General features: G+C 29.4%; 14 protein-coding genes and 1 riboswitch. Of the genes, 3 read left to right on the top strand and 11 right to left on the bottom strand.

From position 1 onward, the window contains the following. Positions 1 to 23 precede the first annotated feature (23 nt). The 9 genes from HBE96_RS19235 to HBE96_RS19195 all read right to left on the bottom strand — a co-directional run bounded on the left by HBE96_RS19235 (position 24) and on the right by HBE96_RS19195 (position 9648). On the bottom strand, positions 24 to 605 hold the full coding sequence (locus HBE96_RS19235; RefSeq protein WP_169299328.1) for a flavodoxin family protein: 582 nt from the start codon (positions 603 to 605) through the stop codon (positions 24 to 26). 46 nt (positions 606 to 651) lie between these two features. Continuing rightward, entirely contained in the window at positions 652 to 1404 is a 753-nt protein-coding gene (locus HBE96_RS19230; protein ID WP_169299327.1) for a T9SS type B sorting domain-containing protein, read from the bottom strand. A 2-nt stretch (positions 1405 to 1406) separates the two neighbouring features. Then, positions 1407 to 2063 (bottom strand): TetR/AcrR family transcriptional regulator, encoded by a 657-nt coding sequence (locus HBE96_RS19225; RefSeq protein WP_169299326.1) that lies wholly within the window; start codon positions 2061 to 2063, stop codon positions 1407 to 1409. A 193-nt stretch (positions 2064 to 2256) separates the two neighbouring features. Beyond that, positions 2257 to 4266: a DUF5050 domain-containing protein gene (locus HBE96_RS19220; protein ID WP_169299325.1), complete on the bottom strand. Its 2010-nt coding sequence runs from the start codon at positions 4264 to 4266 to the stop codon at positions 2257 to 2259. A 243-nt stretch (positions 4267 to 4509) separates the two neighbouring features. Then, the gene (locus HBE96_RS19215; protein WP_169299324.1) at positions 4510 to 5100 is read right to left on the bottom strand and encodes an ECF transporter S component; all 591 of its coding nucleotides are present in this window, start codon (positions 5098 to 5100) and stop codon (positions 4510 to 4512) included. A gap of 256 nt (positions 5101 to 5356) precedes the next feature. After that, complete coding sequence (locus HBE96_RS19210; protein WP_169299323.1) at positions 5357 to 6268, bottom strand: pseudouridine-5'-phosphate glycosidase; 912 nt, start codon at positions 6266 to 6268, stop codon at positions 5357 to 5359. Further along, positions 6262 to 7356, bottom strand: a complete 1095-nt coding sequence (locus tag HBE96_RS19205) for a PfkB family carbohydrate kinase (protein ID WP_169299322.1) — start codon at positions 7354 to 7356, stop codon at positions 6262 to 6264. Before HBE96_RS19205 ends, HBE96_RS19210 begins: the two co-directional genes overlap by 7 nt. A 203-nt stretch (positions 7357 to 7559) precedes the next feature. Further along, positions 7560 to 8018, bottom strand: coding sequence for a YbaK/EbsC family protein (locus tag HBE96_RS19200; protein ID WP_169299321.1), 459 nt, complete (start codon positions 8016 to 8018; stop codon positions 7560 to 7562). Positions 8019 to 8127: 109 nt separating this feature from the next. Continuing rightward, positions 8128 to 9648 (bottom strand): hypothetical protein, encoded by a 1521-nt coding sequence (locus HBE96_RS19195; RefSeq protein WP_169299320.1) that lies wholly within the window; start codon positions 9646 to 9648, stop codon positions 8128 to 8130. A gap of 147 nt (positions 9649 to 9795) precedes the next feature. On the opposite strand from HBE96_RS19195, the gene HBE96_RS19190 reads away from it, so the two are divergent. Further along, positions 9796 to 9999, top strand: a complete 204-nt coding sequence (locus HBE96_RS19190; RefSeq protein ID WP_169299319.1) for a heavy-metal-associated domain-containing protein — start codon at positions 9796 to 9798, stop codon at positions 9997 to 9999. A gap of 371 nt (positions 10000 to 10370) precedes the next feature. Here HBE96_RS19190 and HBE96_RS19185 read toward each other — a convergent pair whose 3' ends face one another. Beyond that, positions 10371 to 11207, bottom strand: a complete 837-nt coding sequence (locus tag HBE96_RS19185; RefSeq protein ID WP_169299318.1) for a YjjW family glycine radical enzyme activase — start codon at positions 11205 to 11207, stop codon at positions 10371 to 10373. Next, positions 11201 to 12697 carry a YjjI family glycine radical enzyme gene (locus HBE96_RS19180; protein ID WP_169299317.1) on the bottom strand — a complete coding sequence of 499 codons (1497 nt, stop codon included), beginning with the start codon at positions 12695 to 12697 and terminating at the stop codon, positions 11201 to 11203. The genes HBE96_RS19185 and HBE96_RS19180 overlap by 7 nt, the downstream gene beginning before the upstream one ends. Before the next feature lie 160 nt (positions 12698 to 12857). Here HBE96_RS19180 and HBE96_RS19175 point away from each other — a divergent pair, with 160 nt between their 5' ends. Both HBE96_RS19175 and HBE96_RS19170 read left to right on the top strand, forming a co-directional pair. Beyond that, complete coding sequence (locus tag HBE96_RS19175; protein ID WP_169299316.1) at positions 12858 to 13409, top strand: serine/threonine-protein kinase; 552 nt, start codon at positions 12858 to 12860, stop codon at positions 13407 to 13409. Between the two features lie 235 nt (positions 13410 to 13644). After that, positions 13645 to 13818, bottom strand: a riboswitch (cobalamin riboswitch). 179 nt (positions 13819 to 13997) lie between these two features. Then, a complete protein-coding gene (locus HBE96_RS19170; RefSeq protein WP_169299315.1) occupies positions 13998 to 14501 on the top strand; it encodes an amidase domain-containing protein in 504 nt (167 codons plus the stop codon). Positions 14502 to 15099 lie beyond the last annotated feature (598 nt).

The raw sequence follows: 15099 nt of genomic DNA, 5'->3' as shown, positions 1-15099 counted from the left end.
ATAAACTTGTACACCTCACATATTTATATACTTAAAATTTTAGCTGCTATACTTCTTGCCTTATTCAACATTTTTTCAGAAATACTTCTATTTGTTTTAGTCCCAGGTTTTACAAGCTTACCTACTATCTTATAACCACTGTAGTGCAAAACTTCTTTTACAGAATTCAATGCTCCTCTACTTTCCGATGCTATAAAATTGAATGGCCATGGTGTAGTACATGATACCACAATAGCCGCCATTTTTCCTTTTTGCTTTGGTACAGGTATGCCCTTAGAACTTTCACCCATAAAAACTGGAACATTACGTTCAAACAAAACTTTTAATTGTGAGCTCATATTCCCCCAGTAAGTAGGAGTTCCAACAATTAATGCATCTGCACTCTGTATTTTTTCTCCAATAATATGTGCATCATCATTAGGCAATACGCATTTACCACCTGTTCTGCATTTCATACATGCTATACAAGGTTTCATTTTCAAATTGTATACATCAATCCATTCTATTTCACTGTTCTCTTTTAAATTATTACTTATTTCCTTTAGCAAGTTGTATACTATACCATCTTTACGTGGACTTCCATTTAATATAAGTACTTTTTTCATTACACACCATCCTCTAATTCCCACTTTATTATGTAAAAATTACATGTTATTTTATTTCAACTGTTATTTTATTAATTATACTTTTTGCTGTAGTTACTTTAGATAAATCTTTATATAAATTCCCATCAGATCCATCTGGACTACTATGTCCAATAAGTTTTAAATCATATATTTTATTTGTGGAATTTAAATTAATATTTGAACTATAAATTAAAGCTGGTTGTCCACTTCCCCAAGGTCCACCTGAATAATTATCTTTTCCCTTTTCCACATTTTTAGGGTAATATTCATTAAAATCCGTTGACATATTAACTTCCATAAAAATTATATATCCACCTTGTTTTTCATTAATTTTGTTACTTATTATAGAACTTCCCTTAGGTGTAGCTGATGACACAATATCTGGATTTATTTTATTATTTCCACGCTTATACATCCAATAAGGCAATGCTTCCTTTCGTTCAATCTTACCACCTTGCGCTGAATTATTAGGATCCTTACTCCAATTTTGATTAACAATTTTAGAAGTTGCGTATATTGTATCAACATAATTTCCATTTAAATCTTCAATCCAAATAGCAAATTGTGGAGGAGTTTTTATATTAATAAGAGAATTAACTTGAAATTTATGAAGATATTCTTCTCCTTTTACAACTGAAACAGATAATTTTTTTCCTTGTTTTTCACTTACTATTGAAATATTACTAGTTCTACTAAGTTTTATTGTATCTATAATCTTATACACAGCAAACACTATAATAACAAATGTCACAACTAAAAACATTATTCTTTTCTTCATTACTAATTTTTCTCCTTTTGTTTAAGTATAGCTCTTATCATAAATTCAAAGGTTTCTTCTATTAACTGAGGAGCTTTTATATTGTAATAATGCTCTAAATAATCTTGTTTTTTAACAATGTTATTAAAAATTCCTGACATACTAGACCATAAAATAATTGCTGTATTATCTATATTTATGTTTTCCAATACATGTCCTTCATGTATTCCCTGTCTTAATATCGCTTTCAAATTTTCCAGTGCCTTTTCGCCTTCTTTATAGCATTCCATAATTACTTTATTATCACTTATAAAATCTGATTGTTGATTTTCATAATCTACTATTACCCTAAAATAATTATGATAATTAGTACTGAAATTAACGAAAGTCTTTCCTAACATCTTAATTTTTTCTATACTATTAACTGATTTATTCTTTTCTAAATTTACATTTATCATCCTATTTAAAGTTTTGAATGCTCTAAGCATAATTTCATAATAAATTTCCTCCTTGCTTTTAAAATAAACATAAACGGTTCTTTTACTAAATTCAGCTTCCTTAGCAACTTCATCCATAGTGGCTTGCTGCATACCTTTCTGAAAAAAAACTTTTTCTGCCGCATCTATAATATCGTTCTTTCTTATTAAAATTTCTTTTTCTTTTCGTTCTTTTGTTCCCATAAAGTTATCCCTCACCAATGCGTAATTAAATAAACTATAAGTTTACTTAATTACATACTAGTACATAGCTTTACTAATGTCAACAAATAAAAATTAGTGTAGCTATAAAAACTACACTAATTTTATAAATTTAAATTTTCAATTATAGCTATCTAAATTTCATTTAACTTCCCTGTTAAACCTAATAAAATTTTTATTCAACAGTATTATCTAAAGATCCATCTAATTTCATTCTATGCAATTTAGTGCTCTTATTACCAGACATAAAATCTACATAATATATCCAATTTCCTGCCACATACAATGAAATAACAGATTTATTTTTACTTATCTGCTCATATCCAGTTCCATCGGTCTTTATTCTATATATTCCATTTGAATTAAATCCACAGCAATAAATATAATCATCATGAACCTCTAAAGCAGTAGAACAATCTACATCACTTAACATTTTACTTTCAGATCCATCCAGTTTCATTTTATATAATAAACCATTATCATTTTCGTCCATTGCAGTGTAATATATATAATTCCCTGCAATGCTTATATTTCTAGTTTTAGCATTATTAAGCTTTTGTTTCTCTGAACCATCTAATTTAATCCTATATAAATTATTATTCTCATTATCACAATAGTAAATCCAATCACCTACAACATTCATATAGTTTTCTGCAGAATCTTCACACAAAAGCTGTTTACTTGACCCATCGGTTCCCATTTTATATATTTTAGATCCATCATCTAAATTAGCATAATATAACCAATTATCTTTTACAAACAGATACATTCCGTGGGCATTTCCTATAGACTCTTTTCCTGTTCCGTTCTTATTTATTTTATATATTGAAAACTTGTCCGAATATACCTTATCATACTTAGCATAGTAAATATAATCCCCTTGAAAATTTACATAAGTAGGTGCATCAGTTGTTACTTCACTTCTTTCTGTACCATCAATTTTCATTTTATAGAAAGAATTGCTTTGCTCTTCACCATAATAGTTAAAATAATAAATGTAATCACCATTAATCCAGATTTTTTTTGCAAAATCATCAGATAATTTTATCTTACTAGATCCATCACTTTTTTCTTTATACAATTTACCTCTTACTGCTGAAGTTCCATTATTTACACTATAGTAAATCCAATCTCCTTTTTTTACTGCACTAGACCCATTATTCTCAACATCACCATTTGCATCTGGTGTATTACTTGAGTTGTTATCATTACTAACATTAAACACATCTTGTACTTGTAACTCCTTAATCCCTGAAGTTCCGCCAAAAACAGTAATATTTTTAATTTGGCTTTCCTTAGTAGTTAAAAAGTATTTAGTATATAAACTACTTTTGTCTCCCATTAATATAATAGGATTAGCTCTTTCTGCTGCGAAAACAGAACCACTTAAAGCATCTGCAAATTGTTCTGAATAAGCCATACATATATTGCTAAAATCAATCTTATCACCAAAAGCTTTGATAATATTTATATTTCTTTCATACTTATCCTTACCATCAATTCGCTCAACACTCGGAAACTTGAGCGCTATATCTTCAGATATTACATTTGTTCCTCCTATTATGTATGTTTTAGGAACATTTTTACCAGCCATAACCTTTTCAACGGAACTAGGTATTCCTTCTTTAGGCATCAAAACGATTGGCATCTGATATCTAGCTGCTATAGGAGCAATAGATAATGCATCTGTAAAATCATCATCAGTAGTAAGTATAACTCCATTTTCTGTACCAATTTTATTTGCTACTAATGCTGAAGTTTCATCTCTATCTTGTCCACTTAATCTTTCAGTAGTTATTCCCATATTTTTTAGTGTATTCTCTACACTAGTAGTAATAACACCTGTTCCTCCTACTATAAACACATTTTTTACTTTTAATCTTTTTAATTCACTATAAGTTTTATCACCTAAAGTACTGCCTTTAGCTAGTAATATAGGTGCATTATATTTTTTAGCTAATACAGACGCACTTAAAGCATCTGGAAAATTTTCTCCATTTACTATTACTGCATACTCACTTGTACTCTTCCATCCTTCTTGTACAATTTTACTGCAAGTCTCATACCTGTCAGCTCCCCAAATTCTTTTAACTTCAGGGAATGCAGCTTCAGCTTTGGTTGTATATAATACTGATAAACTTATTGCTGCAATTGAAACTAATAAACAAAATTTGTTTTTTAACATTTTTTTCTTCCCTCCTGGTAAAAATAGAGTTCCAATTTATTATAACATAGTATATGTATATTTTGCTAATATTTAAACTAATATTAGCGTAATGAGCTATTATTTTATGAATATATAATTCGTAATATACAAAATGTGCCTCAAAGCTTTGTTAGTTGATAATCAAGAATGAATACTGATTTTTTGTAGTGTAACAAAAAAATTTCCTCAAGTTCAATTTTATTATGAACTCGAGGAACCTTTTTACTTACGTTTTATTTTATTAACTGCAGTAACTACTGAAACTACGATAACAACTGATAAAATTACTTCAGGAATACCATTAGTTACAGCAACTGCTACTATACCTTTTTTAGCAGTACTTAAACTTATATTTAGAGCTTTTGAATAAGGTCCTAAATATATAAGATATATCATTCCAAGTACACCTACAGTATTAGTAAGTGTGCCCACAGCAGCTCCAAGACCAATTCCTAAAGACTTTGATTTTGATTTAACAACCCTATAAACATAATAAGATGTTAATCCTATAAGCACTCTAGGTATTACAGAAACTAATGGGTTCATGAACACAAAAGAAACTGGTGTTGGTGTAGTTATTGATTGTATAATACTAAATATACCAAAAATCAATCCTACCATAGCACCTACCACAGGACCTTCTAGTATAGCTCCAATAATAACTGGAACATGCATAATAGTTGCTTTTACTGGTGGTATAGGTATAAATCCTAAACCCGTTACCCCTAGTATAATTGAAATTGATGATAGCATTCCTATAACTGCAAGCTGCCTTGTACTAAACTTAGTTGTAGATTTCAATCCTCTTTCCATTAAATATACCTCCGTTCTTATTCCTATTTTGGGATATAATTCGGAACTTTTTATTATAAAATTTCCGTTCGGTTTCAATAAGAATACCGACCATTTAATTTTATCATCTTGGAGATAAAATTCAATATTAAAAATAGAAAAAAGATAATTTTATATTTTCTAAATACTAAACAATTTTGTATAAACCTATTAAAAAAATAAGCATATATATCTATCACTAATGTGATATCTACCTATGCTTATTTTGTACAAAGTTTTATTTACTTAATTCCACTGCTAAATCTGCACCTAATGCAGCATTATTATAAACAAGTCTTATATTGGATTCTAAACTGTCTCCTCCAGTTATTTCTTTTATCTTAGCAAGTAAAAATGGTGTTGTTTCTTTTCCCTTTATGCCTTTTTCTTCTGATTCATTCACAGCATCTTCAATAGCTTTATTTATTACATCGTAATCCATTTGATATTGTTCAGGAATTGGATTTGCAACTATAAGTCCACCTTGTAATCCTAAATCCCACTTAGCTTTTATAGCATCTGAAAGTTCTTTAACTGAGTCAATTCTATAATCAACTCCGAAACCACTCTTTCTTGTATAGAATGCTGGCATTTCATCTGTTCCAAAGCCTACTACTGGAACTCCATTAGTTTCTAGGTATTCTAAAGTTAATCCTATATCTAATATGGATTTTGCACCTGCACACACTACAGCTACATTTGTATGTGATAATTCTTCTAAATCTGCTGATATATCAAATGTTTGTTGTGCTCCTCTATGCACTCCTCCAACTCCTCCTGTTGCAAATACCTTTATTCCAGCAAGTTCTGCAATAATCATTGTAGATGCTACAGTAGTTGCTCCATCCATTTTCTTTGCAATTATAAATGGAATGTCTCTTCTGCTTGTTTTTATTACATTTTTACCATTGCCTAAATATTCAAGTTCATCATTAGTAAGACCAACTTTTAATTTACCATTTAAAATGGCAATAGTTGCAGGAATTGCACCTTTATCTCTTATAATCTTTTCAACATTTCTTGCTGTCTCAACATTTTTAGGATATGGCATACCATGAGATATTATAGTGGATTCTAACGCCACTACTGGTTTGCCTTCTTCTAATGCCTTTTTAACCTCTGGGTTTATATCTAAATATTTTTCTAACATAATTTTAATTCCTCCATTTTCTTATTTATATTTTCAATTGACATATTAGGATTTATAGTATTTTCATGAGATAGCGCTAAAATGGATGCTGTCATAGCAACCTTAGTGCTCTCTTTCATTGATAACTTATTCATTCTGGAATAAACTAGTGCTGCCAAGAAGGCATCCCCTGCTCCTGTAGCATTTACCACATTAACTTTCGGTGTTTTTACAATATTTTCTTCACATCCATCATTATAATAAACTCCATCTTCTCCAAGACTTATGAATACTCTTTTAACACCCTTATCTAAGAAATATCTTCCACATTTTTTTAAATCATCATTACTTTTAATTTCTATACCTGAAAGAATTTCCGCCTCAATTTTATTAGGTTTTATAGTATGAAAACATCCTATAATATCCTTTACCTTTTTTGCCTTAGTTGTAGACACTGTATCTAAGAAGAACTCAGTATCCTTATGACTTGTTACAATATACTCAATAGTTTCCTTTGGTATATTTGTATCTATGACACAAATACTAGCATTATCTATTACATGCTTTTTCTTTTGTATAAATTCAACTGTCATTTGCTCCAAAATGTCCATATATGCAATAGCTACCTGCATATCTCCTTTTTCATTAAGTATACATAAATAAGTAGAAGTTGGCTGCTCTTGAAGTACAAGAGAATGCTCCATATCCAAGCCTATATTTCTTCCCTCTTCTATTATTTTATTGCCATACACATCATTACCTATAACAGTAATAAGTTTAGTCTCTACATCCATTTTCCTAAGATTTTCTCCTATGTTTCTTCCAACACCCCCTAAGGATATTTTTACTTGTCCAGGATTAGAATCTTTTTGTATTAATACCTGATTAGGGAATCCTTGAATATCAACATTAGCACCACCTAATACACATACATAAGGGGCTTCGTTTAATACATATCCTTTTCCTTTTATATATCCCTTTTTCATCAAATTTGTAATATGTACTGCTGCCGAAGAGCGAGTAATACCTAAAATTTCTGAAAGCTCTTTTTGAGAAATCATAGGATTGCTTTTTATAAGCTTTAAAATTTCTTCTTCTCTATTTGTCATATAGCCCCTCCTTGACATATACTATCTATAACTTTTCTTAATTTTTGCTTACTAAATTAACTTTTGTTTATAATTCAATTTTAACTCTTTCTTTTTCTAATTGCAATATGTTTCTAAAAATTTTCAAGATAAAAAAATGAAGAATAAATTAACTATGTTATGTTAACTTTATCCTTCAACATTTATATTACTAATTGTGATATTTACTTACACAAATCTGCCCATGTACCTTTAGTTACTTTCTCCAATTCATCAACAGTTACCTTTACAGCAGCATGTGGTGATCCTGCTGCTGGGTACACAAAATCAAACTCCTTAAGTGTTAAATCTAAATACGTATCCATATGATTTTTAAGTCCAAAAGGGCAAACTCCTCCCACAGGATGACCAGTTACTTCTAATACTTCCTCATAACTTAACATTTTAGCTTTAGTACTAAAATAATCTTTAAATTTTCTATTATCTATTTTAGCGTCTCCTTTTGAAACTATTAAAATATCTCTATCTTTTAATTTAAAAGCCATAGTTTTAGCTATACGCTCAGGCTCTACCCCTATAGCTTGAGCTGCCAATTCAACAGTTGCTGTACTTTCATCAAGTTCAACTATTTTCAAATTTAAATTTTCATCTTCAAATTGTTTTTTCACACTTTCTACACTCATTACTTAGCCCCCTAGTAATTTTTATTTCAACAATTATATCATATAATTTGTTTCATAACCACCATATTACAATTTTACTTTTAATTTGCAATTACGAGTTAATACTATCCTATTCTCTACTAATAGGAAACCCTTCTGAAAAATATTCCTTTGGATACAGCAAATCTACAATTTTATGCCTATTACACTTTCCATTTTTCATAAATACATTAGGTATTCCTTTAAGGGACACCCTTACATTTTCTACATTAAATATATCACAAATATTCTCTATACATTCCACTACAGTACTATTCTTACTTTTCTTCATATATTTATCTATGTCATCGCCGGTTAACCATTCCTTTGCTCCTTTGTAATCATCATCATAATTTATAACTGTACATTTAAGTTTATTTTTATCATTTCCTGAAATGGAAGACATAAAAAATGTTTTCACCATAATATCATCTAGAGGCAAACTATATCCTGCAAAAATTATATGCTTTGCATTTTTCATTAAAAGTCCCATTTCCGTTTTTATTTCTTCCAAAGGTGGTATGCTTTTTTGTTTCGCTAAAGTTTGCATTATAAGCGGCATGTCAAAGGGATATGTTATTTGACCGCAATAAGGACATTCTATAGCTCCTTTTTTACTTTTTCTTTCATTTTCACTTTTATATTTCCAGCATTTTTGTAAATCATCTAATACTGATGGTCCAAAAGGTTCTGTAGATAGCCTATTCCAGCTTCCTCCAAAAGTCGTTATATATTTTCCGCATTCTGGACATATTCTTGATCCAAAAATACCATGAGGAAAAAGAATTTTTCCTATTCTTACAATTCTAGATGGATATTTATAATCATTTATTCTTTTACATTGAGATTCTTCCACAGTATACCATATTTCTGGATCATCACTGTCTATCTTTATAGAAGTTATTTGAGTGCCAAAGTCATCAAAAAGTCTAAGCTTTAAACCATTCTTTAAATAATATGAATTATCATTTTGCTCTTTATGAGCATTAAAGATATTCCATAAAATTACTGGATCCCAGTTAAATGATATTATTGCATAAGAATAAAGATAAAATCTTCTAGTATCTCTTTTATATCCCCTTTGATCAAAAATTACCCCTTCTTCTTTCATAAGATCTGTTAATATCTTACTAAACTGATAATATGGTTCTAAATTTGATCTATCCATAAATCCAGGTTTTTTTTGTATACTTAATCTTTCTAGTTCTTCAATTAAAAGAATTAAACATCTTTTAGCTCCCTTTACTCTATCTACCCTTAAAAATTCCGTCTTTCCATTGCAAAAAGCATTAAATCCAATATTGTTATCTATTAGTTGATCAAGCATAGTAAAAAGCTCATGCATGTTTATTTTTGTATTAGTATTTATAATAGTCTGCAGAGCCTTTAAATCATATATTTTTGAAAGTTCCTTATCTTCTATTAAATATTCTGTTACCAATTTTTTAAAAGATGATTTTAATTTCTCATCTTTCCCCTTTAAAAATGAAAAATCATTTTTATTTATCTTTATTACAATTTGAATCAATTCTTTTGTAGCATAAAGACCTAATGAATTAGTAGCACCCGCACCCCATAATATTACAGTTTCAGGCCAATATTTTTCTGGCATTGAAATCACCCTTGCTTTCATATTTTAACTATTAAATATATATTTTTATAATACTTCTTTTTTTACATTATATGTGTTTTGAATAAAAGTTTATATTTCTCATAATACTAATATATATATTTTTCATATATTAAGGGAGGCTAAAAAATGAAATCAGTTCATTACAATGTTTCAGGAATGGTGTATCCTGAGAGTAAAACCAAGCTAAAAAATGCTTTAGATAAAATAGAAGGGGTTCAACAAATTGCAGTAGACATAGCTCGTGGAACTGTAGAAGTAGACTTTAATACTCCTGCAGATGCAAAAAAAATAGAGCAGTGCATCGTAAATACAGGCTACTCTATACAATAAAATATATTTAAAAATAAAATTTTAACTTAATAAAAGCATACTGCGAAACAAAGTTAAGCTGTATGAAGATTGATATATGTTGTGCAGGAACATTCGAACAAATTTTAGAAGTTCTTTGCTTGAGATATTGAAAAATACCGTAACTTTTGCCAGGACGGCAAAAGCTCTGAAAGCGACAGGACGTCGCATTTGAAGAAGTAGGTATTTTTCAATATCTCAAGCAATTATAACTTCTTAATAAAGTGAGTGTTCCTGAACAACATATATCAGTCGGAATACAGCTTAGCGTTTCTTCGGTTACTTGTATCACAATATTTTTAAAGTGTAAAAGTTGATTTAATGAAATATTTTAATTAAACTCATATAAAATCTTACACTATAACTATATTCTCACATCCATTATTGCAAGCTTTAGTTTTAAGTTGTTCCATCATTTCATCTGTAGGCTGCTGCGTATTAATTTTATCCGTACGAGTGCCTATTGTTCTGTATTTTATAAGTTTATATCTTATTTTTGGGTTAATGCTAGCTATAATCTTACTTATTTCATCTACATTTCTATAGTTATCTAAAACTTCAGGTACTATTACTGTTCTAATTTCATATAACTTATTTATACTGCCTAAATATTTTGCATTTCCTATAACTATATCATTATCTCTTCCCGTAAGCATCTTATGTTCATCTTTATCAAAAGATTTTATATCTAACATAACCATATCTAAAAGATCTGTAAGTTCTTTATGCTGTCTAAAATCTGTGCTTCCATTACTATCTACAAATATTGTTAACCCTAGTTTTTTTACTTTTTTAAATAACTCTACAAGGAATTTCCACTGAAGGGTACATTCTCCCCCTGATACAGTTATTCCAGAAATAAAAGGCTTAACTTTTAATATTTGTTCTAATATATCATCTGCTGTCATATTCCTGAATTTAGGTCCACAGTGGTTTTTACACACTTTAACACACAGTCCACAATCCTCACATTTTTCAGGATTCCATACTACAGACTTTTCATTTAAAGATATTGCACCATAGGGACAATTATCTACACATGTTCCACACTGAACGCAGCCTTTTATAGTTTCTGGATTATGACAGTAAAGACAATCAAAATTACATCCTTGAAAAAATACAGCCGCCCTATTTCCTGGACCGTCTACAAAGCTAAATGGAATAATTTTTCTTACAATTCCCTTTAACATTTTCTTACCTTTCTTTCAAGCACTCTTGAATTTTTAACTGCACCTAATCCTAATGCCACAGTATCCTGAAGAACAGCTTCTCCTTTGTCCAGTTTTTCCAAATCTGATTTTTTTACAAGGTATCCAGTTATTCTTATTACTTCACTATCTGATGCATACAATGAAAAATACCTCATTCCTTTATTAAATGCACCTTTTATTATGTCCAAAATAGCTTCTGGATTATTTTTCGCAGTTACTTCGAATGGGAATATATCTCCTATTCCAGATGGAAAGTATTTATGGAATTTAGCACTTTGAATTAAATGCTCATATAATTCTGGTTCTTCCCCTATAGGTATTCTGCATCCTGGACTTGTACCTTTGTCAGTTTCTATGCCAACTTGAGCATGAAGTAAAAAGTGGCCTTCAGCTGCTTCACAATATGGATTATTTCTCTTATTTACTATCTCATACATTTTTTCTATAATTCTTAAACCTAATTCATCGGCTTTTTTATTATGCCCAAATCTCTTGTCTAAATCTTTTGCACCTAAAAGTGTATTTACACATTCAGCTAGTCCAAACATACCAAACATAGCTGTAAATTTATCTCTACTTACAAGACCTTCTTTTACAAGGAAGTTTGAATCAAAGAATCCGCTTTCCTCTACTAAAAATCTTATTCTTTCATCCATATATGAAGCCATTTTTTCCATAGTGTCTGGAAGAACTTTGTTTATAAATTCTTCTTCACTGCTGGCTTTTTCAGATAAGGCTTTTAAGTTTAATCTAACTAAAGTGTAGCTTCCTCCACCTATGCAAAGTCCGTTGTAACAGCTTGCTATGGCATATCTATTAGGCTTAAATTCTTCTAAAAACATTTCGTGATTTGCAAAACTTGGCTTTGCTGTAACTAATGCTGTTCTTACAGCATCCACAGCAAAATCATCTGATGTTTCTTCCTTACTATATTTTAAAGTTATATTAGGTATAGCAGTTTTAATTTCTCTCTGAACTTTCAATATTATTTTTCCTGCTTTTGTACCTTTAGGACCTATGTTACCATGGCAAAAAGAATCTGTTACAGTTCTATCTATATGAATGAAAAATAATTTTATTGCTTTATATGCCTCTTCTTCATCCTCAACAAAAGGTTCTAACAAAGTATCCAAGTTTCCTACATAAACAGGCATTGTTGTAACTGAAGGTACATGTTTATATAATATTAGTAAGTTATTTACTGCTTCCCATATATCCTTTGGAGGTTCCAACCCTAGGAATTCGCTTCCCTGTTCCATGAATTTTTCATAGTCAGGAAGTACATATCTTGGTCTATATGGTGCATTACCTTCATTAAGATCACAAATTACTCCTTCATCTCTAAGTTTTTGTACATCCTCACTTATATTTAGCACATTTAAACTGGATTCTGCTCCTCCTGCAAGTGCTATTAATTTTTGTTGATAGGTTAATGTATTATTTTTTATTATTTTTAGTATATCATCCATATTAATATAACGCTCCTTTCAAAATGTATAGTTTTAAATAAAGTACCTATACATTCATTTTATTTTTTTATTATATTGATGTCAAATATATGTATTGTTTAATATTATATACTAACTAGACATTAAATACTGCAAAATATCTTAATATGGAGGTAAAAAAATGAATAACTCAATGGATAAAAAATACTTTGGAATTGACTTAAAGGATTGTAAATTCATTGGCAAGGGTCGTCAAGGATCTGTATATCTTCTTCCAGATAAAAAAAGAATCATTAAAATATACAATAAAGAAAAAGGCTGCAAGGGAGAAGCAGAAATATTATTAAAGGTACAAAATGATCCCCATTTTGCTAAAATATATGACTACACAAATAAAGCTATGATACGAGAGTACATTCCTGGAGAATGCATTAAGGATTATATACGAAAACATGGACTTTCTAGAGAATTAGCTATAAATCTTGTTAAACTTGTAGAAAGTTTTAAGGCTGATGGATTCAAAAAGTTAGATATACGACTTGCACATGTTTATGTACAAACTGATGGAGATGTTCGAGTAATAGATCCTAGAAAGGTTTTTGAAAGATCTCTTAGCTATCCCCGCAGTATATTTAAAGATTTAAAAAAACTATCAGTGTTATCTAAATTCATGAGAATAGTACAAGAAGATTATCCCGATTTGTATAAACAGTGGAATAAAAGACGTAAATAACTTAATGCATTTTCTCTAAAATATACTAAGAGAAAATGCATTACATATTTTTTGCTGAAGAAAAATACACCTACTTATAAGTAAGTGTATAAAGTGATTAAATATATTTAAATTAACAATACTGGCAAAATAAAAAAGACCCCTTTTGAAGCCCTTAAGTAAATACATTATAAAAGTTTAAGAAACACTATAAGTGTAACTTGCTTTTATGTATTTTCTTTCCCTCCGAAAGATTTTAATACAATAAGCTTAGGCAGGTCTCCTGACTCACGGGTCATCCTCTTTCATCCTTCCCAGAGTAAATCCAGTGGATATAGAATTCGTCTCCGTATACAGTAGCGGGGGCTGTAATGGATTTTAACCATTTTCCCTATTAATTACATAGTAAACCTCTGCTTAACTATTTTCTTTTTCAATTAAATTATATACTATTTATAACTTTTTTGTCAATGATATTTACATTATATTCTGTTTTTTCAAAACATTATATTTATATATGATTTGTTATTTACAAAAATCAATTCACTTTGAAGTACCGAGCACATATAATAGAACTATAACACTATAACTTGAGGTGATATGTTTAATATGCATATACTTAGAACATCACAATATTCTAGAAGCGCTGCTGTAAAATATGCAATTAAGTATGCTCTAACTCCTAATACTAAATACAGATACTTCCCTCTAATAAAAGATAACAGCGGTGATTGCTCAAATTTTGTTTCCCAATGTTTATATGCTGGTGGTTCCCCAATGATTTTCAACAAAAAAAATCCCTGGTGGTACAATAATACCAATTGGTCACTTTCTTGGACCTTAGCTCATTCTCTTTACTGGTATTTAAAAATAAACGAGGAATCCAATCTACAAGGTTGTAAAGGACTTGAAATATCTGATATTAATGCTCTAGAATTAGGAGATTTAATATTTTATGAAAATAATAAAAATGTTATTTTTCACTCTGCAATTATAACAGGGTTTTCACAAAATAAACCTTTAGTCTCTCAACATTCCCGTGAAGCATTAAACATATCCTATTTAAAAAGTTGGAGAGCCCCTAAATACCACTTTTTAAAAATACATCTGTAATAAATATTATAAAAATATTGCGACACAACTTTTTAGGTGGAGTCCGCATTGAATATATGGTGTAAAAAAGCTGACCGTTTATTAAGGAGCTCTAATGCCTAAAATTCACTCAAAAGCTTTTATACACCATATATTCAATGCTCCCTCCACCTAAAAAGTTGTGTAGTAAATATTGTAATTCTAATATTAAAAATTCCTTATAATACATTATGATTTAGATCTTAATAAAAAAGCGTAGCTTTCATAATACTTACTATTTGATTTATATTATTTTTTATCTGTTTTTAAGGAATAATTTTGGGCGTAGCCTTAAAAAAAGTACATTTGTTGATTATTAACTACATTTGAAAGATTAATGTATTTTCGTATTAGAGTTTTCAACAATTCAATTGAGAATCTCTTTCGAGATGTTTTTATAAAATAAAAAACAACTGATTTTAAACTCAATATATTAAGATACCTACAGGCTTCGCCTTAATTTTTAAACGTTATAAGGTATTGATAAATATAATTTTGAATTACTAAAATAACTTATGACAATTTAATTATATGCGTATGCTTGAAGCTACTAGTTTGGATTTTAACTTTTATGTAATGA

It is taken from the genome of Clostridium muellerianum (assembly GCF_012926525.1).
GTDB classification, from domain to species: Bacteria; Bacillota; Clostridia; order Clostridiales; family Clostridiaceae; genus Clostridium_AM; species Clostridium_AM muellerianum.
The sequence above is the reverse complement of the archived record's forward strand: the minus strand, read 5'-3'. Positions and strand labels throughout refer to the sequence as shown.

Excerpts from the sequence above, each read along its gene's own strand:
- HBE96_RS19195 (WP_169299320.1), bottom strand. The coding sequence starts at position 9,648 with ATGCCAGAAAAATATTGGCCTGAAACTGTAATATTATGGGGTGCGGGT.
- HBE96_RS19230 (WP_169299327.1), bottom strand. The coding sequence starts at position 1,404 with ATGAAGAAAAGAATAATGTTTTTAGTTGTGACATTTGTTATTATAGTG.
- HBE96_RS19205 (WP_169299322.1), bottom strand. The coding sequence starts at position 7,356 with ATGACAAATAGAGAAGAAGAAATTTTAAAGCTTATAAAAAGCAATCCT.
- HBE96_RS19220 (WP_169299325.1), bottom strand. The coding sequence starts at position 4,266 with ATGTTAAAAAACAAATTTTGTTTATTAGTTTCAATTGCAGCAATAAGT.
- HBE96_RS19180 (WP_169299317.1), bottom strand. The coding sequence starts at position 12,697 with ATGGATGATATACTAAAAATAATAAAAAATAATACATTAACCTATCAA.
- HBE96_RS19185 (WP_169299318.1), bottom strand. The coding sequence starts at position 11,207 with ATGTTAAAGGGAATTGTAAGAAAAATTATTCCATTTAGCTTTGTAGAC.
- HBE96_RS19215 (WP_169299324.1), bottom strand. The coding sequence starts at position 5,100 with ATGGAAAGAGGATTGAAATCTACAACTAAGTTTAGTACAAGGCAGCTT.
- HBE96_RS19190 (WP_169299319.1), top strand. The coding sequence starts at position 9,796 with ATGAAATCAGTTCATTACAATGTTTCAGGAATGGTGTATCCTGAGAGT.
- HBE96_RS19200 (WP_169299321.1), bottom strand. The coding sequence starts at position 8,018 with ATGAGTGTAGAAAGTGTGAAAAAACAATTTGAAGATGAAAATTTAAAT.
- HBE96_RS19210 (WP_169299323.1), bottom strand. The coding sequence starts at position 6,268 with ATGTTAGAAAAATATTTAGATATAAACCCAGAGGTTAAAAAGGCATTA.
- HBE96_RS19235 (WP_169299328.1), bottom strand. The coding sequence starts at position 605 with ATGAAAAAAGTACTTATATTAAATGGAAGTCCACGTAAAGATGGTATA.
- HBE96_RS19175 (WP_169299316.1), top strand. The coding sequence starts at position 12,858 with ATGAATAACTCAATGGATAAAAAATACTTTGGAATTGACTTAAAGGAT.
- HBE96_RS19170 (WP_169299315.1), top strand. The coding sequence starts at position 13,998 with ATGCATATACTTAGAACATCACAATATTCTAGAAGCGCTGCTGTAAAA.
- HBE96_RS19225 (WP_169299326.1), bottom strand. The coding sequence starts at position 2,063 with ATGGGAACAAAAGAACGAAAAGAAAAAGAAATTTTAATAAGAAAGAAC.